The organism is Burkholderia sp. LS-044 (assembly GCF_004803625.1).
GTDB lineage: Bacteria > Pseudomonadota > Gammaproteobacteria > Burkholderiales > Burkholderiaceae > Burkholderia > Burkholderia cepacia.
On record NZ_SSWO01000007.1, the window covers coordinates 181,798 to 198,486 of the forward strand.

20 protein-coding genes and 1 tRNA gene are annotated in these 16,689 nt (G+C 66.6%); 13 read left to right on the forward strand and 8 right to left on the reverse strand.

Annotated features, from left to right (window positions below; all coding sequences use genetic code 11):
• Nucleotides 1-62: 62 nt before the first annotated feature.
• The 5 genes from rlmB (at nucleotide 63) to E9536_RS19915 (ending at nucleotide 4,642) form a co-directional block, all read left to right on the forward strand.
• The gene (rlmB, locus tag E9536_RS19895; RefSeq protein WP_021161555.1) at nucleotides 63-806 is read left to right on the forward strand and encodes a 23S rRNA (guanosine(2251)-2'-O)-methyltransferase RlmB; all 744 of its coding nucleotides are present in this window, start codon (nucleotides 63-65) and stop codon (nucleotides 804-806) included.
• Nucleotides 807-903: 97 nt separating this feature from the next.
• On the forward strand, nucleotides 904-1,776 hold the full coding sequence (locus tag E9536_RS19900; RefSeq protein ID WP_136470435.1) for an N-acetylmuramoyl-L-alanine amidase: 873 nt from the start codon (nucleotides 904-906) through the stop codon (nucleotides 1,774-1,776).
• An 86-nt stretch (nucleotides 1,777-1,862) separates the two neighbouring features.
• Nucleotides 1,863-2,558 carry a ribose-5-phosphate isomerase RpiA gene (gene rpiA / locus E9536_RS19905; protein ID WP_136470436.1) on the forward strand — a complete coding sequence of 232 codons (696 nt, stop codon included), beginning with the start codon at nucleotides 1,863-1,865 and terminating at the stop codon, nucleotides 2,556-2,558.
• A gap of 279 nt (nucleotides 2,559-2,837) precedes the next feature.
• On the forward strand, nucleotides 2,838-3,554 hold the full coding sequence (locus E9536_RS19910; protein WP_027787640.1) for an FCD domain-containing protein: 717 nt from the start codon (nucleotides 2,838-2,840) through the stop codon (nucleotides 3,552-3,554).
• Between the two features lie 101 nt (nucleotides 3,555-3,655).
• Nucleotides 3,656-4,642: a Gfo/Idh/MocA family oxidoreductase gene (locus E9536_RS19915; protein WP_136470437.1), complete on the forward strand. Its 987-nt coding sequence runs from the start codon at nucleotides 3,656-3,658 to the stop codon at nucleotides 4,640-4,642.
• A gap of 52 nt (nucleotides 4,643-4,694) precedes the next feature.
• Here E9536_RS19915 and E9536_RS19920 read toward each other — a convergent pair whose 3' ends face one another.
• From E9536_RS19920 to E9536_RS19950, 7 genes are all read right to left on the reverse strand, one after another.
• Nucleotides 4,695-5,387 carry an amino acid ABC transporter permease gene (locus tag E9536_RS19920; protein WP_027787638.1) on the reverse strand — a complete coding sequence of 231 codons (693 nt, stop codon included), beginning with the start codon at nucleotides 5,385-5,387 and terminating at the stop codon, nucleotides 4,695-4,697.
• Nucleotides 5,388-5,509: 122 nt separating this feature from the next.
• Nucleotides 5,510-6,304, reverse strand: a complete 795-nt coding sequence (locus tag E9536_RS19925) for a cystine ABC transporter substrate-binding protein (RefSeq protein WP_027787637.1) — start codon at nucleotides 6,302-6,304, stop codon at nucleotides 5,510-5,512.
• A 101-nt stretch (nucleotides 6,305-6,405) separates the two neighbouring features.
• Nucleotides 6,406-7,443 carry a quinone-dependent dihydroorotate dehydrogenase gene (locus E9536_RS19930; RefSeq protein ID WP_136470438.1) on the reverse strand — a complete coding sequence of 346 codons (1,038 nt, stop codon included), beginning with the start codon at nucleotides 7,441-7,443 and terminating at the stop codon, nucleotides 6,406-6,408.
• Nucleotides 7,444-7,541: 98 nt separating this feature from the next.
• The gene (locus tag E9536_RS19935; RefSeq protein WP_021161560.1) at nucleotides 7,542-8,372 is read right to left on the reverse strand and encodes an arginyltransferase; all 831 of its coding nucleotides are present in this window, start codon (nucleotides 8,370-8,372) and stop codon (nucleotides 7,542-7,544) included.
• Nucleotides 8,373-8,405: 33 nt separating this feature from the next.
• Nucleotides 8,406-9,170 (reverse strand): leucyl/phenylalanyl-tRNA--protein transferase, encoded by a 765-nt coding sequence (aat, locus tag E9536_RS19940; protein WP_021161561.1) that lies wholly within the window; start codon nucleotides 9,168-9,170, stop codon nucleotides 8,406-8,408.
• A gap of 11 nt (nucleotides 9,171-9,181) precedes the next feature.
• Nucleotides 9,182-9,727 carry an NUDIX hydrolase gene (locus E9536_RS19945; protein WP_021161562.1) on the reverse strand — a complete coding sequence of 182 codons (546 nt, stop codon included), beginning with the start codon at nucleotides 9,725-9,727 and terminating at the stop codon, nucleotides 9,182-9,184.
• A gap of 183 nt (nucleotides 9,728-9,910) precedes the next feature.
• Nucleotides 9,911-9,987: transfer RNA gene (locus E9536_RS19950), tRNA-Met, on the reverse strand.
• Between the two features lie 197 nt (nucleotides 9,988-10,184).
• Between E9536_RS19950 and E9536_RS19955 the strand changes: the two genes are divergently transcribed.
• The 3 genes from E9536_RS19955 to E9536_RS19965 are packed head-to-tail and all read left to right on the forward strand — an operon-like array spanning nucleotide 10,185 to nucleotide 12,216.
• Nucleotides 10,185-10,682 (forward strand): heme-degrading domain-containing protein, encoded by a 498-nt coding sequence (locus E9536_RS19955; protein ID WP_027787634.1) that lies wholly within the window; start codon nucleotides 10,185-10,187, stop codon nucleotides 10,680-10,682.
• A 3-nt stretch (nucleotides 10,683-10,685) separates the two neighbouring features.
• Nucleotides 10,686-11,024: a multidrug efflux SMR transporter gene (locus E9536_RS19960; RefSeq protein ID WP_021161565.1), complete on the forward strand. Its 339-nt coding sequence runs from the start codon at nucleotides 10,686-10,688 to the stop codon at nucleotides 11,022-11,024.
• Between the two features lie 31 nt (nucleotides 11,025-11,055).
• Entirely contained in the window at nucleotides 11,056-12,216 is a 1,161-nt protein-coding gene (locus E9536_RS19965; RefSeq protein WP_136470439.1) for an enoyl-CoA hydratase/isomerase family protein, read from the forward strand.
• A 115-nt stretch (nucleotides 12,217-12,331) separates the two neighbouring features.
• Here E9536_RS19965 and E9536_RS19970 read toward each other — a convergent pair whose 3' ends face one another.
• Nucleotides 12,332-12,760: a hypothetical protein gene (locus tag E9536_RS19970; RefSeq protein ID WP_006484223.1), complete on the reverse strand. Its 429-nt coding sequence runs from the start codon at nucleotides 12,758-12,760 to the stop codon at nucleotides 12,332-12,334.
• A gap of 340 nt (nucleotides 12,761-13,100) precedes the next feature.
• Between E9536_RS19970 and ssuD the strand changes: the two genes are divergently transcribed.
• From ssuD to E9536_RS19995, 5 genes are all read left to right on the forward strand, one after another.
• Nucleotides 13,101-14,258 carry an FMNH2-dependent alkanesulfonate monooxygenase gene (gene ssuD, locus E9536_RS19975; protein ID WP_027787631.1) on the forward strand — a complete coding sequence of 386 codons (1,158 nt, stop codon included), beginning with the start codon at nucleotides 13,101-13,103 and terminating at the stop codon, nucleotides 14,256-14,258.
• Between the two features lie 17 nt (nucleotides 14,259-14,275).
• Nucleotides 14,276-15,088, forward strand: coding sequence for an aliphatic sulfonate ABC transporter permease SsuC (gene ssuC / locus E9536_RS19980; RefSeq protein WP_059526339.1), 813 nt, complete (start codon nucleotides 14,276-14,278; stop codon nucleotides 15,086-15,088).
• Entirely contained in the window at nucleotides 15,085-16,044 is a 960-nt protein-coding gene (locus E9536_RS19985) for an ATP-binding cassette domain-containing protein (protein WP_059700123.1), read from the forward strand. The genes ssuC and E9536_RS19985 overlap by 4 nt, the downstream gene beginning before the upstream one ends.
• Before the next feature lie 57 nt (nucleotides 16,045-16,101).
• Nucleotides 16,102-16,317 (forward strand): TOBE domain-containing protein, encoded by a 216-nt coding sequence (locus E9536_RS19990; RefSeq protein ID WP_006476104.1) that lies wholly within the window; start codon nucleotides 16,102-16,104, stop codon nucleotides 16,315-16,317.
• A 139-nt stretch (nucleotides 16,318-16,456) separates the two neighbouring features.
• A complete protein-coding gene (locus tag E9536_RS19995) occupies nucleotides 16,457-16,654 on the forward strand; it encodes a hypothetical protein (RefSeq protein ID WP_027787628.1) in 198 nt (65 codons plus the stop codon).
• The last annotated feature ends 35 nt before the right edge of the window (nucleotides 16,655-16,689 follow it).

Below are 16,689 nucleotides of genomic sequence, written 5' to 3' on the forward strand. Positions count from 1 at the left end.
TTCCATGGATCGCGGCTGCGCGCGTCGCGCGGCCGCACGTTTGATCGAAGGTTGTTCCAGTCATGTCACGTCTGAAGGTTCTTTACGGTTTTCATGCGGTGACCGCACGTTTGCGGCACGATGCATCGACGGTTGCGGAGGTGCTGTACGACCAGACGCGCCGCGACCGCCGCATGCAGGACTTCCTGCACGCCGCGAAGGAAGCGGGCGTGCGGCTGATCGCGGCCGACGAAACGCGCCTGTGGGGCCTCGCGCATACCGAGCGCCACCAGGGCGTCGTCGCGCGTGTCGAGGACATCCCGCTCGCGCAGAACCTGTCCGAGCTGCTCGACGGGATTCAGGGCCCCGCGCTGCTGCTGGTGCTCGACGGCGTCACCGATCCGCACAACCTCGGCGCATGCCTGCGTGTCGCCGATTCGGCCGGTGCGCACGCGGTGATCGCGCCGCGCGACCGTGCGGTCGGCCTGAACGCGACCGCCGCCAAGGTGGCGAGCGGCGCGGCCGATACGGTGCCGTACATCACGGTGACGAACCTCGCCCGTGCGCTGCGCGAGCTGAAGGACGCCGGCGTGTGGGTCATCGGCACGTCGGACGAAGCCTCGGCAACGCTCTACGAAACGAAGCTCGACGGCCCCGTCGCGCTCGTGATGGGCGCGGAAGGCGAAGGCATGCGCCGGCTCACGCGCGACACCTGCGACGAAGTGATGAGCATTCCGATGGCCGGCAGCGTCGAAAGCCTGAACGTGTCGGTCGCAAGCGGCGTGTGCCTGTACGAAGCCGTGCGCCAGCGGCGCGTGAAGGGCTGACGCAGCCCGTCCCGCGCGGCTTGCGCGGGCCTCGAATGACCCGAACGACGTGTGCCGCGATCCGGTGCGGTACGCGGCCCTCCGGAGCACGCGACCGATGACCCTGTTCCGCATAGGCGCGTCCTGCGCCGTGCTGTGCCTGCTGGCTGCCTGCACGTCGCCGACGCTCGTCGAACGCGGCACCTACTATGCCGACACGAGCCTGCACGCGCGTGGTGCCGATTCGCGGATCCGCTTTCTCGTGATGCATTACACCGAAAGCGACGAGGCGAAATCGCTGCGCACGCTGACGGGCGATTCGGTCAGCGTGCATTACGTGATCCCGCCGCAGCCGCGCATCGAGCGCGGGCTGCCCGTCGTCTACCAGCTCGTTCCGGAATCGGAGCGCGCATGGCACGCGGGCGTCAGCGAGTGGCAGGGCACGACCGAGCTGAACGCGGTGTCGATCGGCATCGAGAACGTGAACCGCGGCCCGCTCGATCCGCAGAACCGCACCTGGCAGCCGTATCCGCCCGAGCAGGTCGCCGCACTGACCCGGCTGTCGAAGGACATCGTTGCGCGCTACGCGATTCCGCCGACGCGTGTGGTCGGGCACAGCGACATCGCACCTCAACGCAAGATCGATCCGGGGCCGCTGTTCCCGTGGCACGCGTTGGCGCAGGCCGGCGTCGGTGCGTGGCCGGACGCCGCGACCGTGGCGGCGCGGCTCGCCGGTCGTGATCCGCATGCGCCGGTCGACGTGCGCGAACTGCAGCTCAAGCTCGCGCGCTACGGCTACGACGTGGCCACCGACGGCGTGCTCGACGCACGTACGCGACGCGTGTTCGCGGCGTTTCAGATGCATTTCAGGCCGGCCGACTACACAGGTGATCCTGACGCCGAAACCGATGCGATCGCGCAGGCGTTGCTCGACAAGTACTTCGCCGGCACGCAACCCGCGGACTATGCGCCTGCGGCAGGTGAGCCCTGAACCCGCACCGCACGCCGAAAAACGCGGGCTGCCATCCGACTCCGGTAAACTGGCGGTTTTCCGCAATCCCGCAGCTTTACCACTCCATGACTCAAGACGAACTCAAACGCCTCGTCGGCCAGGCCGCCGCCGATTACGTGATCCAGAACGTGCCGGAAGGCGCCGTGATCGGCGTCGGCACCGGCTCGACCGCCAACTGCTTCATCGACGCGCTCGCCGTCGTCAAGGCACGCTATCGCGGCGCCGTGTCGAGCTCCGTCGCCACGACCGAACGCCTGAAATCGCACGGCATCAAGGTGTTCGACCTGAACGAGGTCGACTCGCTGCAGGTGTACGTCGATGGCGCCGACGAGATCGACGCCGGCGGCGCGATGATCAAGGGTGGCGGCGGTGCGCTCACGCGCGAGAAGATCGTCGCATCGGTGGCCGACACGTTCGTCTGCATCGCTGACGCCAGCAAGCGCGTGCCGGTGCTCGGCGCGTTCCCGCTGCCGATCGAAGTCGTGCCGATGGCGCGCACGGCGATCGGCCGGCGCGTGACCGCACTCGGCGGCGTGCCCGTGCTGCGCGTGACGAAGGACGGTGCGCAGTACATCACCGACAACGGTAACGAGATCATCGACGTGAAGGGGCTGCAGATCGCTGACCCGCGCGGCTTCGAAGCGCAGGTGAACGCATGGCCGGGCGTCGTGACGGTCGGCCTGTTCGCCGAGCGCGGCGCGAATCTGTGCTTGCTCGGCACGGAAAACGGCGTTGAAACGATCGTTTATTCGGCTAATTGAAAGATATAGAAAGCAGTCCGTAACGGTGCGCCATGTGCCGTAATGAACTGAATGTTTAAATCTTGTGGAATTCGGGGCCCGGTAGGCGCAATGCGCTTCCCGGGCCTTATTTTTAGCCGTATAAATCACCCCGTCAAAAAGAGGGATAACCCTGTCAGGTGTTTACCAGATAGCGAAATGTCCTCGAACTCATCAACTTATAGATCATAAGAACAGTCGTAACCAGGGCCGGCGGAACTGCGGAGCAGGTGTTCGCAAATCGACGCACGGGGAGGTGTCATGGAGCAGGGCAAAGACCGGTCACTGGTCGCCAAAGTGATGGATGGGCTTGTCTCGGGTATCGTCGAAGACAAGTACGGCGGCATCTTGCCGCCGCAGGACGTGCTGTCGAAAGAGTTCGATGTGAGTCGCACCGTGATGCGGGAAGCGTTGTCGATGTTGCTTGCGCGCGACATGCTCGACGTGCGTCCGAAAGTCGGCACGCGCGTGCGGCCGATGCGCGACTGGCGCATGATCGATGAAGACGTGGTGAGCTGGCGCTTCCGGGCGAAACCCGATCCGCAGTTCATGCGCGACGTCATCGAATTCCGGATGCTGATCGAACCGCGCGCGACCGCGCAGGCGGCGGTGCGCGCAACGGCGGCGGACATCGCCGGCATCCGTGAAGCGTTCGATGCATTCAAGGTGCTGCAGCCGGGCGATTCCGGCTACGACACGGCGGACGAGTTGCTGCACACGCGGATCGTCCAGGCGAGCGGCAACCAGTTCTTCCAGCAGATGGCGGCGATCGTACGCGGCGCGGTGCGCCTCGTGAATCCGCGTGTCGTGCAGAAGGAGGGCGCGCACGATGTCGTGGTGAAGGCGCACGCGCGTGTGGTCGACGCAATCGAGCGGCGCGATCCGCGCGAAGCCGAAGCCGCTTCGCTCGCGCTGATCGATTTCAGCGCCGACGAGATCTCGCGCGACTTCTCCGTCGACGTGCCCATGCGCGCCTGACGCGGCGCGTTTCGCTCATCCGTGTGCCGCCGGGCCGTTTATCATGACGTCCGGCCGGCAGCGTGCCGGCCACCGTCATACGACCGACACGGAAGATCAGGATGAACGACAACGACCATCGCCCGGTGCGCTTCGGCATCATCGGCGCAGGCAGCATTGCGCGCCGCTTCGCGCAAAGCCTCGCACATGTGCAGGGCGCCACGCTCGCCGGTGCCTGGGCCCGCCGCGCAGACGCCGCGGCAGCCTTTTGCGGCGCGCACGGCGGTTCACTTGCCGCAAGCCTCGAAGCACTCCTCGCGAGCGATATCGACGCGGTCTACATCGCGACGCTCCATGACAGTCACGCGCAGTACACGCTGGCCGCGCTTGCCGCCGGCAAGGCCGTGCTGTGCGAAAAGCCCGCGACGCTGAACGCGGCGCAGCTCGACACCGTGCTGCAGGCGGCACGCGACGCCGGGCAGCTTTTCATGGAGGCGATGAAGCCGCCGTTCTTCCCGCTGTACCGTCAGTTGCGCGCGCACCTGCAGGACGATCCGATCGGCGAGATCCGGCTCGTGCGGGCAGGGTGCGCGTCGTCGTCGGTACCCGGCGATCATTCCGTCTATCGCCTCGATCGCGCGGGCGGTGCGCTGCTCGATATCGGGATCTACGAGGCCTTTCTCGCGGTCGACTGGCTCGGTGCGGCGCTCGACGTACAGACGCTCGGCCGCGTCGGCGCGACGGGTGTCGACCTGTTCGCGAGCCTGAACAGCGTGCATGCGCACGGCGGGATCGCACAGCTTTTTTGCGGGCTCGACGTGATGGGGCGTGGCGACGCGCTGATCGCCGCAGCCGGCGGCCACGTGACGATTCACGAGAAGTGGTGGAACCCGGTGCGCGCGACGATCAGCTATGCGGACGGGCGCACCGTCGAACTCGACGCGCCGGCTGAAGGCGGCGGATTGAACTACGAGACCGCACACTTCTGCGACCTGCTGCGCGCGGGCAAGACCGAAAGCCCGATCATGACGCACGATCATTCGCGGCAGATGATCGCGATGACCGATGCCGCGCGAGCGGCGCTCGGCGTGCGCTATTCGGGCGAGTAAGCGGGAAGGAAGGCGCCGGGCGCACGCGGGCGGCCCGGCGAACGGCCGGTGCTCAGTGCCGCGACGGCAGCGACAGGCGTTTTTCGTACCAGCGCTGCACCCATTCGAGGATCTGGCACAGGATCCAGTACACGGCCGCTGCGGCGAGATAAAGCGGCAGCGGCTGATAGGTCGCCGCGATCACTTCCTGCGCGCTGCGCAGCAGTTCGGTCACGGTGATCACGGACACGAGCGACGTGTCCTTGATCAGGCTGATCAGGCTGTTCGACAGGCTCGGCACCGCGATGCGCAGCGCCTGCGGACCGATCACGTAGCGCAGCGTTTGCCCCCACGACAGCCCGAGGCTGTACGCAGCCAGCCATTGACCGCGCGCGATCCCGTTGATCGCGCCGCGCATGCTTTCCGACATGTAAGCCGCGACGTTCGCGGACAGCGCGATGACGCCGGCGGGCGTCGGGTCGAGCGAGATGCCGAGGCTCGGCAGCCCGTAATAGATGACGAAGATCTGCACGAGCAGCGGTGTGCCGCGCATCAGGCTCACGTACGCGCGTGCCAGCCACGCGAGCGCGTTGACCCAGATGCGTTCGAAGCCGTCGAGCGCTTCGCTTTGCCGGATGCTCATCATCGCGAGCACGACGGCGCCAAGCAGGCCGAACACCATCGACAGCACGGCGAACTTGACGGTCAGCACGGCACCCTGGGCGAGCACCGGCAGCGATTGGACGAGCAGGGACGTTGTCGACATGGAATACGAATCGAATGCGTGCGCGAAAGCGCAATCATAAACCGGACGAATAAAACAAAGGGCGGCATCGTCACGGATGCCGCCCTTTCCGGCCCGCCGTCAGGCGGGAAATGCAGGCGTGCTTACTTGATCGGTTTCGTCACGTCGATGCCGAACCATTTGTCCGAGATCTTCGTGAACGTGCCGTCGGCCTGAAGTTGCGCCATCGCGTCGTCGATCGCCTTCTGGAACTTCGGGTTGCCCTTCTTGAACGGGATGCCCGACGGGTTCGCCGAGCCGACGTTCGCGCCCGGGCGCAGCGGCAGTTGCGAATTCTTCGTCAGGTACGCGAGCATCAGGCGATCGTTGAGCGCGGCGTCGAGGCGGCCGGCCGCGAGATCGCGCAGGTACTCGGGCGCACCCGGGTACGTCTTCACGTCGATGCCGGGCACCGACTTCGCCATGTCCATGTAGTTCGTGCCGAGCGCGACGCCGAGCTTCTTGCCCTTCAGGTCATCCAGCGACTTGAACTCGCGCGTGTCGTCCTTGCGCTGGATCAGCTGCGCGGACGAAAACGTGTAAGGCGGCGAGAAGTCGAGCGTTTCCTTGCGCTTGTCGGTGATGCCGACCTGGTTGGAGATCACGTCGAACTTGCCGGCCTGCAGACCCGCGATGATGCCGCTCCATTCGGTCGTCACGAATTCCGCCTTCACGCCGAGCTTCGCGGCCACGGCTTTCGCGATGTCGACGTCGAAGCCGACGAGTTCGCCTTGCGGGTTTTTCGAGTTGAACGGCGGGAACGTGCCTTCGAGGCCGACCCGCAGCGTGCCGCGTTGTTTCACCTGGTCGAGGAGGTCGGCCGCATGCGCGGTGGCGGCAGCGAGCGACGTGCCGATCAGGCCGGCAACCAGCAGCTTCTTCAGCAGCGCAATCTTCATCGTGTGTTTCCTTGCCCTGTCCGGGTCATTGATTCTGATAATGAGGGCCGATGATAGCAAAAATGCAATCGACCTCTAAATATCGTTTGTTTATGCCTATATTACGCGGCGCGTTCGCTGGCGACGGCCTTCACGCACTCCGCGACGAGCGCGGGGCCGCGGTAGATGAAGCCCGTATAGAGCTGCACGAGCGCTGCGCCGGCCGCGAGCTTCGCACGGGCGTCCTCGCCCGAGAAGATGCCGCCGACGCCGATGATGGGCACTTCGCTGCCGACTTCGGCGTGCAGCTTGCGGATCACTTCGTTCGACGCGTCGAACACGGGGCGGCCCGACAGGCCGCCGGCTTCGTCCGCATGCGGCAGGCCCTGGACGGCCGCGCGCGACAGCGTCGTGTTGGTGGCGATGACCGCCTCGATCTTGTGGCGCAGCAACGTGTCGCCGATTTCCTTGACCTGTTCGTCGTCGAGATCGGGGGCGATCTTCAGCGCGAGCGGCACGAGCTTGCCGTGCAGGTCGGCGAGGCGCTGCTGCTTGTCCCTCAGCGCCGCGAGCAGCGCGTCGAGCTCGCCCGCGCCCTGCAACTGGCGCAGGTTCTTCGTGTTCGGCGACGAGATGTTGATCGTTACGTAGCTCGCGAACGGGTACACGCGCTCGAGGCAGTACAGGTAATCCTCTGCGGCACGCTCGATCGGCGTATCGGCGTTCTTGCCGATGTTCAGGCCGAGGATGCCCCGATAGCGGGCGGCCTGGACGTTCTTCACGAACTGGTCGACACCGTGATTGTTGAAGCCCATCCGGTTGATCAGCGCCTCGGCCTGCGGCAGGCGGAACATCCGCGGGCGCGGGTTGCCGGGCTGCGGGCGCGGCGTGACCGTACCGACCTCGATGAAGCCGAAGCCGAGTGCCGCAAGGCCGTCGATGGCCGCGCCGTCCTTGTCGAGGCCTGCCGCGAGGCCGACCGGGTTGCGGAACGTGAGCCCCATCACGGTGCGCGGCGCGTCGGGCACGCGGGCCGACAGCGCGCAGGCAAGGCCCGTGCGGCCGGCCGCGCCGAGCGCGCGCAGCGTGAGGTGGTGAGCGTCTTCCGCATCCATCTTGAACAGGGATGCGCGGGCCAGCGGATAAAGGGAACTGAACACGGGAATAGGGCGGACAGCCGGAATGGATGACAACCCGCTATTTTACCGGGAGTTGAGCGGCAGGGGCGCGCTTCGCGTCCTCGCCCCCGCAGCGCGCGTCAGCCCGAGCCGGAATGTCCGCCCGGCAATGGCGCGCGGGCCAGTGCCGCGTCGACGGGCGGCAGGTCGATCCGATCCGGATCGAGTATCTTCCAGCGGCCGTCGATCAGCCCTTCGAGCGGGTGGAAGTTCGCCTTGTAGGCCATCTTCGGGCTCTCGCGGATCCAGTATCCGAGATACACGTAGGGCAGGCCGAGGCTCTTGGCCTGTTCGATCTGCCACAGGATGTTGTAGGTGCCGTAACTCGTGTGCTGGTCGTCGGGCTCGAAGAACGTGTAAACGGACGACAGCCCGTCGCCGAGGATGTCGATCATGCTGACCATGCGCAGCCTGCCGGGCTCGCCGCCCGGTGTGTCGAGATCGCGGAATTCGACGAGGCGCGAATTGATCCGGCTCTGCAGCAGGAATTGCTCGTACTGGTCGCGGCTGTCGCGATCCATGCCGCCGCCCGCGTGGCGCGCGGACTGGTAGCGCATGTAGAGCGCGTAGTGCTCTTCGTCGTAGTGCAGCGGCGAAACCGTCGCGACGAGCGTGCGGTGCCGCTTCCACATCCGGCGCTGCGTACGCGACGGCGCGAACGCGTCGACGGGCACGCGCACCGGCACGCAGGCACGGCAGCCGTCGCAGTACGGACGGTATGTGAAGACGCCCGAACGCCGGAAGCCGGCCTTCACGAGCTCGGTATAGATGTCGGAATTGATCAGGTGGCTCGGCGTCGCGACTTGCGAGCGCGCGACGCGGCCGTCCAGATAGCTGCACGGATAGGGCGCCGTTGCATAGAATTGCAGCGCCGAAAGCGGTGAAAGCGGCAGCTCAGTCGGATGAGTCATGGGCAGCTCTCGTTGCAGGGAGGGAGTGCCGCGCTAGCGCTCGATCCCGGAGGGGGGCGCCGTTTCGGCGCGGCCCGTCAGCGCGGCGAGCACGCGCTTGTCGAACTGCCACGGAATCGGCGGTTCGGCTACCGCGCTGCGCACGTGAGCGACAAAGGCCTTGCGTGCGATCTCGCGGCCGCCGAGCGACGCTAGATGCGACGTATTCTGCTGGCAGTCTATCATTTCCAGCCCCTGCTCGCGAAGGTGCGCGACGAGCGTGGCCAGCGCGATTTTCGATGCGTCGGTCGCGTCCGCATACATCGACTCGCCGAAAAACATCCGCCCGAACGACACGCCGTACAGGCCGCCGACGCGTCGCCCGTCGTGCCAGGTCTCGATGCTGTGCGCGTTGCCGGACCGGTAGAGCGACGTGTATGCATCGATGATCTCGGCCGTGATCCATGTGCCGCGCTGGCCGCGGCGCGGCGCCTGCGCGCAGGCGCGCATCACGCCCGGAAAGTCGTGGTCGACGCGCACTTCCCATTCGGGCTCGCGCAGCACGCGCTTCAGCGTCTTGCGCAGCGAAGGCGACACCTTGAACTCGGCCGGCACGAGGATCATGCGCGGGTCGGGGCTCCACCACAGCACGGGCTGGCCGTCCGAATACCACGGGAAGATGCCGCGCAGGTATGCGTCGATGAGGCGCGACGGCAGCAGGTCGGCGCTCGCGGCGAGCAGCCCCGGCGCGCCGGTTGCGGGGCCGAGCGCGCGTTCGATGGGCGGAAACGGATCGTCCGGGCCGAGCCAGGGGACCATGGGGCGAGGGCTCAGCCGTTGCGCAGCGAGCGGAAGATATCGCCGGTGTGCACCCCGTAGTCGCCGGCGGCGCGATCGGCGAAGAAGAATCGCAGGGTCTGGCTGACGGTCGGGAACGCGATTTCGTCCCACGGGATGTCGGCTTCGTCGAACAGCTTCACTTCGAGGCTTTCCTCGCCGGCTTCGAATCCCGGATCGGTGAGCCGCGCGAGGTAGAACAGGTGGACCTGGTGCACGTGCGGCACGTTGAGCAGCGTGAACAGGTTCTGCACCTCGACGCGCGCACCGGCTTCCTCGAGCGTTTCGCGCGCGGCGGCTTCGGCCGTTGTCTCGCCCATTTCCATGAAGCCCGCGGGCAGCGTCCAGAACCCGTAGCGCGGTTCGATCGCGCGGCGGCACAGCAGGATCTGATCGCCCCAGACCGGGACCGTTCCGACGACGTTGCGCGGATTCTGGTAGTGGATCGTGCCGCAGTGATCGCAGACGAAGCGCTCGCGGTTGTCGCCCGGAGGAATGCGCGCGATGACTTCGTGACCGCAGACGGAGCAGAATTTCATGTCGAGTGGAAGGGACGAGGTGATGCGAGTGTATCACCGGGTCGCGGCATTCTTGAACGCCTGCGCATGCCGGCCGCGTGTCGCGCGAAGCGGAAGGTGCCGATGCGCGAAGAGGGGAGGGAAATGCGACGGAAAAACAAAAAGCCCGGCACTGAGCCGGGCTTTTTGCATGAATCGGGACGTTGGTTGCGGGGGTAGGATTTGAACCTACGACCTTCGGGTTATGAGCCCGACGAGCTGCCAGACTGCTCCACCCCGCGTCCGTCGAAGAAATGAATTATAAGGAGTTACCCGAACGTGTGCAAGCATTTTCTGACAATCGCGTGTCGTGTCTTGTAGGGACGGTACGTCGGGCGCGTGCGCTAGAATCGAACGGTTTGTTTCGCCTCTTCGCCAGCGACGCCGTGCGCGATCGCATCGGCGCCGTTGCAACTCTCATTACTGCATCGACGGATTCATGGACATCGCTCACGATCTGCAATCGATCGGCGCGCAGGAACAGGCGCTCGTGTTTCCCCATTTCGACCCGGCCCGCGCGTGGGCGCTCGGCAACCGGATGCATGCGCTCGCGGCGTCTCGCGGCCATGCGGTCGCGCTCGACATCGTCACGTTCGGCCAGCCGCTGTTCTACGCGGCGCTCGCCGGAGCCACGCCCGACAACGCCGACTGGGTGCGCCGCAAGCGCAACGTCGTCGCCCATTTCCGCCGCAGTTCGTACGCCATCGGCCTGCGCATGCAGCAGGCGGGCGCGACGCTGGCGGACAAGCACGGGCTGCCGATCGCCGAATATTCGGCGCACGGTGGATCGTTTCCGCTGACCGTCGCCGGCGCCGGCGTGATCGGCTCGATCACCGCGTCCGGGCTGCCGCAGCGCGCGGATCACGAATTCGTCGTCGAGGTGCTGTGTGCCGAGCTCGGCCACGACTACGCCGTGCTGGCCCTTGCAAGGAACTGAGCGATGCAGCTTCCCGGTTACGCATGGCTCGCGATCGCGATCGTCGCGGAAGTGGTCGGCACGTCCGCGCTGCGCGCGGCGGACGGCTTCACGCGCTTCTGGCCGTCGGCGCTCGTCGTCGCCGGCTACGGCATCGCGTTCTACTGCCTGTCGCTCACGTTGCGCACGATGCCCGTCGGCATCATCTATGCCGTCTGGTCGGGTGCCGGCATCGTGCTGATCACGCTCGTCGCGATGCTGCTCTATCGCCAGGTGCCGGACCTGCCGGCCGTGATCGGCCTCGGCCTGATCATCGCGGGCGTCGTGGTGCTGAACCTGTTTTCGAAGATGCAGGCGCACTGAGCGTGCGACTGCCATTTGCCGGATGGCCCTCATGACCGATTCCACTCCCACTTCCGCTGCCGTTTCCGCCGAATCCGCCCAGCCCGACGTACGCGCGTACGTCGCGAACCGCATCGGCTTTCTCGAACTGAACCGCCCGAAGGCGCTCAACGCGCTGTCGGTCGGCATGATCCGGCTGATGCAGCAGGCGCTCGACGCGTGGCGCGACGATCCCGAGGTCGTCGCGATCGTCGTGCACAGCCCGCATCCGCGCGCGTTCTGCGCGGGCGGCGACGTGCGCTTCTTCCATGACGCATGGCAGCGCGGGGACCGCGATGCGGTCGATACGTTCTTCATCGACGAATACACGTTGAACCACGCGATCTTCACCTATCCGAAGCCTTACATCGCGCTGATGCACGGCGTCGTGATGGGCGGCGGCATGGGCATTTCGCAGGCGGCGCGGCATACGGGCGGCCTGCGTGTCGTGACCGACTCGACGAAGATGGCGATGCCGGAAACGCGTATCGGCCTGTTCCCGGACGTCGGGATGAGCTGGTTCCTCGCGCGCACACCCGGGGCGATCGGCCGCTATCTCGCCGTGACCGGCGCGACGCTCGACGCGGCCGGCGCGCTGTACGCGCAGCTCGCCGACGTCTATCTGCCCGATGCCGCGCTGCCGGCGCTGCTCGACACGCTGCGTCACGCGCGCATCGACAGCGGCGAGCAGGCCGTCGCGTGCGTAGCCGAGGCGGCCGCCGCACACAAGGTCGTGCCGACGCTCGACACGTCGGCGCTGGCCGACGCGCGCGCGGGGATCGACCGGCATTTCGCGCAGCCCGACATCGTCGCGATTCTCGCGTCGCTCGACGCCGAGCAGGATTGCGCGGCCGTCGACGGATGGGTCGAGAAGGCGACCCATGCGATGCGCGAACAGTTGTCGCCGCTGTCGATGGCCGTGTCGCTGGAAGTCGTCGAACGTGCACGCGGCGCGACGATGGCCGATTGCCTGCGGCGCGATCTCGACCTCACACGCTCGACGTTCGCGCGCGGCGACGTGATCGAAGGCGTGCGCGCGCTGATCGTCGACAAGGACCACCAGCCGGTCTGGCGCTTCAAGTCGTCCGCCGATATCGATCGTGCAGACGTGCTCGCGATGTTCGACAGCCCGTGGACACCTGACACGCATCCGCTGCGGAATCTGCAGGACTGACGTCGGGCCGACCGACGCGCGAGCCGGAAACGAAAAGGCCGCCTGCAGGTGCAGGCGGCCTTTTGCATGGATGTCGACCGCCCGGCGGCCGAAGGGCGTAGCGCTTGCGCCCGCGTTACTCGTCGCCGGCGTCGTCCGACATGAACGCGCGCATGAACACGAGCGCGCCGAAGCCCCATACCGCGTTTGCCGCGAAGCCGGCGGCGAGCACGGGCATCATGTTGCCCGACGGCCAGATCCCGCGCAGCGGATCGATCGCGAACACGCGGGCGGCCGTCAGCACGATGCCGCCGAACACCAGCGCGCCGATCCACGATGCCTCGCGTTCCGGCGAGACGCGCAGCAGCCACGCCATCGGGATCGCACAGCACGCGCTGATCAGCGCATTCGCGACAAATTCAGGAATGCCGAGCGGCGCGAACGGCTGCGTGGAGAAGCCGGTTGCGGCGATCAGGTCGGCCGTGTGAAGGAGTGCGAGCGTGGCTTCGCGGAAGAACAGGGCGGCCAGGAAGCCGGACAGGAATGGCAGGATGACTTTCTGCATCGATGAGTGCACCGCAGGCGCGCACGGCCGGGGCTGTACGCGCGGAGTTATTCGGATAGGTGCGCCATTATAGGGCCCGCCCGCGGTGATATTCGCTCCAGCGTCGTGCTAATCACGAAAGCGGAAAACCTAAGCTCAAAAAAATCGTTCCAAAGCCCTGTACCGATCCCTAGACTGATTTCCCAGAAACAGCCGTGCAATCGCGTCCTCGCCCGCTGCACGGCCTGACCGGCGAACCATCCCGATTCGAACGCACACCATGCATGCGCCGCTGATCCGCGACGCGAGCAGGGCGGTGTTTTTTCAAATTCCGGCAAGGACAGTCAAGCAGGAGCAGCAGATGAATGTGTTCTGGTTTATCCCCACGCACGGCGACAGCCGCTATCTCGGTACGGCCGAAGGTGCACGCGCCGCGGATTACGATTACTTCAAGCAGGTCGCGGTTGCGGCCGACACGCTCGGCTACGAGGGCGTACTGCTGCCGACCGGCCGTTCCTGCGAGGATGCGTGGGTCGTTGCGTCGAGCCTGATCCCGGCGACGCAGCGCCTGAAGTTCCTGGTCGCGATCCGTCCCGGTATCGCGTCGCCCGGGCTGTCGGCGCGGATGGCCGCGACGTTCGACCGTCTGTCGGGCGGCCGCCTGCTGATCAACGTCGTGACGGGCGGCGATGCCGCCGAACTCGAGGGTGACGGCCTGTTCGCCGATCACGACACGCGCTACGAAATCACCGACGACTTCCTGAACATCTGGCGCGGGCTGCTGTCCGCGTCGCACGACAACGGCGGGTTCGACTACATCGGCAAGCACCTGCAGTCGAAGGGCGGCAAGGCGCTGTATCCGCCCGTGCAGCGTCCGCATCCGCCGTTGTGGTTCGGAGGTTCGTCGCCGGCCGCGCATCAGATCGCGGCCGATCACATCGACACCTACCTGACCTGGGGCGAGCCGCCCGAGGCCGTCGCGAAGAAGATCGCCGATATTCGGGCCCGCGCGGAAGCCCGCGGCCGCAAGATCAAGTTCGGGATTCGTCTGCACGTGATCGTGCGCGAGACCGAGGACGAAGCATGGCGCGACGCGGAGCGCCTGATCAGCCGCCTCGACGACGAAACCATCGCCCGCGCGCAGAAGGCGTTCGCGAACATGGATTCGGAAGGCCAGCGCCGGATGGCCGCGCTGCACGGCGGCAAGCGCGGCGGCCGCGAGACACTCGAGGTGTATCCGAACCTGTGGGCCGGCGTCGGCCTCGTGCGCGGCGGCGCGGGTACCGCGCTCGTCGGCAATCCGGAGCAGGTCGCGGAGCGCATGCGCGAATACGCGGATCTCGGCATCGAAACCTTCATCCTGTCCGGTTATCCGCACCTGGAGGAGTCGTACCGTTTCGCGGAACTCGTGTTCCCGCTGATCAAGGGCAACGGCGCGGCGAAGGCGACCGGCCCGCTGTCCGGCCCGTTCGGCGAGATCGTCGGCAACAGCTATCTGCCGAAGGCAGCCCAGAGCTGAGTGACAGGAGGCCTGCGATGACAACGAAAACGTCGGCGACGGGCGCGGCCCTGGCCGCCCGCGCATGGCGCGGCGTCGCGCCGTGGCTCGTACCGCTCGCGCTGCTGGTGGCATGGGAAGTCGGCGCCCGCATCGGCTGGCTGTCGACCCGCGTGCTGCCCGAACCCGTGGCGGTCGTGCGAGCGGCGTGGTCGCTCGTGACGTCGGGGGAAATGTGGGCGAACGTGAAAGTCAGCACATGGCGCGCACTGTTCGGTTTCGCGATCGGCGGCGGTGTCGGCCTCGCGCTGGGGCTCGCAACCGGCTTGTCGAAGGCGGCCGAGGTCGCGCTCGATTCGACGATCCAGATGATCCGCAACATCCCGGCGCTCGCGATGATTCCGCTCGTGATCCTGTGGTTCGGCATCGACGAGAAGGCGAAGCTGTTCCTCGTCGCGCTCGGGGTGTTCTTTCCGGTCTATATCAACACTTACCACGGGATCCGCTCGGTCGACGCCAACTTGATCGAGATGGCGAAGAGCTACGGCGTGCGCGGCTTTGCGCTGTACCGCGACGTGATCCTGCCCGGTGCGCTGCCGTCGATTCTCGTCGGCGTGCGCTTCGCGCTCGGGCTGATGTGGGTGATGCTGATCGTCGCGGAAACGATCTCGGCGCAGTCGGGCATCGGCTACATGACGATGAATGCGCGTGAATTCCTGCAAACCGACGTGGTGGTGGTCGGCATCCTGCTGTACGCGGTGCTCGGCAAGCTGGCCGACGTGCTGGCGAAATGGCTCGAGCGCGTGACGCTGCGCTGGCACCCGGCTTATCAATCAGGAGCAAAGGCATGAATGCGACGACTTCGGCGGCCGCCTACGGCCCGCTTGCCGGCGCAGACCTCGAGGTCGAACTGGCGCAGGCGCGTGTCACGGACGGCGACGCGCGGGATGCGGCGATCCTCGACCGTGACGGCAGTGCGTCCATCGTTCCGCTCGCGCGGCGGCGGGCAGGAAGCCCGGCACCCGACGATGCGGTGACGCTGTCGGGTGTCAGCAAGCGCTTCGGCGCACGCACGGTGCTCGACGACGTCGAGCTCGGCATCGCACGCGGCAGCTTCGTCGCGATTGTCGGCCGCAGCGGCTGCGGCAAGTCGACCCTGCTGCGTCTCGTCGCAGGGCTCGAGCAGCCGAGCAGCGGCGCGCTCGTGACGCGTGGCGAAGGCGGCGGCGTGCTCGACACGCGGATCATGTACCAGGATGCGCGCCTGCTGCCATGGAAGACCGTGCTGCAGAACGTGATGCTGGGCCTCGGACGCGGCGCGCGCGACAAAGCGCGCGCGGTGCTCGACGAAGTCGGCCTGCTGGAGCGTGCGAACGACTGGCCCGCGCAACTGTCGGGCGGCCAGCGGCAGCGTGTGGCACTGGCCCGCGCGCTTGTTCACCGGCCGCAACTGCTGTTGCTCGATGAGCCGCTCGGCGCGCTCGACGCGCTGACACGCATCGAGATGCATGCACTGATCGAGCGGTTGTGGCGTGAGCATCGGTTCACCGCGCTGCTCGTCACGCATGACGTGCAGGAAGCCGTCGCGCTCGGCGACCGCATCCTGCTCATCGAGCAGGGGCGCGTGGCGCTGGATCAGCCGGTGCCGCTCGACCGGCCGCGCGCCCGCGCATCGGCCGCGTTTGCGGCGCTGGAGGACCGCGTGCTGAAACGCGTGCTCGCCGGCGGGCCCGGTACGGACGCACAGGGCGAGGTGCACGAGGCAGACAACGTTCGACCGGTCGGGCAGATCCGCTGGGCCGTTTAAATCCGGGCGGCAGCGGCCGCCCGTTCTGAGATCTTTTTCTTCGGAGCGATCAACCTGATGAGCATCACTGCAATCAACGTACGTAACCAGTTCAAGGGCAAGGTGAAGGAGATCATTCGCGGATCCGTGGTCTCCGAGGTCGACGTCGAGACGCCGTTCGGCATCGTCACGTCGGTGATCACGACCCGTTCGGTCGACGAACTCGAACTGAAGGTCGGCGCGGAAGTCGTCGCGCTCGTGAAATCGACCGAAGTATCGATCGCACGCCTCTGAGCGCGTGTCCCGCGCCGGTGCGGCGCCGCGGGCAGCCTGCCCGTTGGCGCCGCCCGGCATTTGCGCAGCGCGTTTGCCTTGGTATTCGACGTCCGGACGAAGTGCTAGGATGGAGCGACACCGATGCCGGAGGCCACGCATGACCCCCATCCTTTCCCCCGAAGCCATCGAGGCGCTGAAGTGGATCGACCAGTTCGGTGAAAGCCGGCCGGTTCCCGCTGCGTTCGACGACGTCGTCTATGCGTTGCTGAACGAGGGGCTGATCTATCAGGCTGCGGCCGACCGGGTCGACCTGACGGCCGATGGCAAATCCTTTTTGTCCGACGAATACGATTGAGCGCACGGCGCCGGCCGCGCGGGCGGCCTGCGCTG

Excerpts from the sequence above, each read along its gene's own strand:
- rlmB (WP_021161555.1), top strand. The coding sequence starts at position 63 with ATGTCACGTCTGAAGGTTCTTTACGGTTTTCATGCGGTGACCGCACGT.
- ssuC (WP_059526339.1), top strand. The coding sequence starts at position 14,276 with ATGACAACGAAAACGTCGGCGACGGGCGCGGCCCTGGCCGCCCGCGCA.
- E9536_RS19990 (WP_006476104.1), top strand. The coding sequence starts at position 16,102 with ATGAGCATCACTGCAATCAACGTACGTAACCAGTTCAAGGGCAAGGTG.
- E9536_RS19925 (WP_027787637.1), bottom strand. The coding sequence starts at position 6,304 with ATGAAGATTGCGCTGCTGAAGAAGCTGCTGGTTGCCGGCCTGATCGGC.
- ssuD (WP_027787631.1), top strand. The coding sequence starts at position 13,101 with ATGAATGTGTTCTGGTTTATCCCCACGCACGGCGACAGCCGCTATCTC.
- E9536_RS19935 (WP_021161560.1), bottom strand. The coding sequence starts at position 8,372 with ATGACTCATCCGACTGAGCTGCCGCTTTCACCGCTTTCGGCGCTGCAA.
- E9536_RS19900 (WP_136470435.1), top strand. The coding sequence starts at position 904 with ATGACCCTGTTCCGCATAGGCGCGTCCTGCGCCGTGCTGTGCCTGCTG.
- rpiA (WP_136470436.1), top strand. The coding sequence starts at position 1,863 with ATGACTCAAGACGAACTCAAACGCCTCGTCGGCCAGGCCGCCGCCGAT.
- E9536_RS19985 (WP_059700123.1), top strand. The coding sequence starts at position 15,085 with ATGAATGCGACGACTTCGGCGGCCGCCTACGGCCCGCTTGCCGGCGCA.
- E9536_RS19995 (WP_027787628.1), top strand. The coding sequence starts at position 16,457 with ATGACCCCCATCCTTTCCCCCGAAGCCATCGAGGCGCTGAAGTGGATC.
- E9536_RS19920 (WP_027787638.1), bottom strand. The coding sequence starts at position 5,387 with ATGTCGACAACGTCCCTGCTCGTCCAATCGCTGCCGGTGCTCGCCCAG.
- E9536_RS19955 (WP_027787634.1), top strand. The coding sequence starts at position 10,185 with ATGGACATCGCTCACGATCTGCAATCGATCGGCGCGCAGGAACAGGCG.
- aat (WP_021161561.1), bottom strand. The coding sequence starts at position 9,170 with ATGGTCCCCTGGCTCGGCCCGGACGATCCGTTTCCGCCCATCGAACGC.
- E9536_RS19970 (WP_006484223.1), bottom strand. The coding sequence starts at position 12,760 with ATGCAGAAAGTCATCCTGCCATTCCTGTCCGGCTTCCTGGCCGCCCTG.
- E9536_RS19910 (WP_027787640.1), top strand. The coding sequence starts at position 2,838 with ATGGAGCAGGGCAAAGACCGGTCACTGGTCGCCAAAGTGATGGATGGG.
- E9536_RS19960 (WP_021161565.1), top strand. The coding sequence starts at position 10,686 with ATGCAGCTTCCCGGTTACGCATGGCTCGCGATCGCGATCGTCGCGGAA.
- E9536_RS19915 (WP_136470437.1), top strand. The coding sequence starts at position 3,656 with ATGAACGACAACGACCATCGCCCGGTGCGCTTCGGCATCATCGGCGCA.
- E9536_RS19945 (WP_021161562.1), bottom strand. The coding sequence starts at position 9,727 with ATGAAATTCTGCTCCGTCTGCGGTCACGAAGTCATCGCGCGCATTCCT.
- E9536_RS19965 (WP_136470439.1), top strand. The coding sequence starts at position 11,056 with ATGACCGATTCCACTCCCACTTCCGCTGCCGTTTCCGCCGAATCCGCC.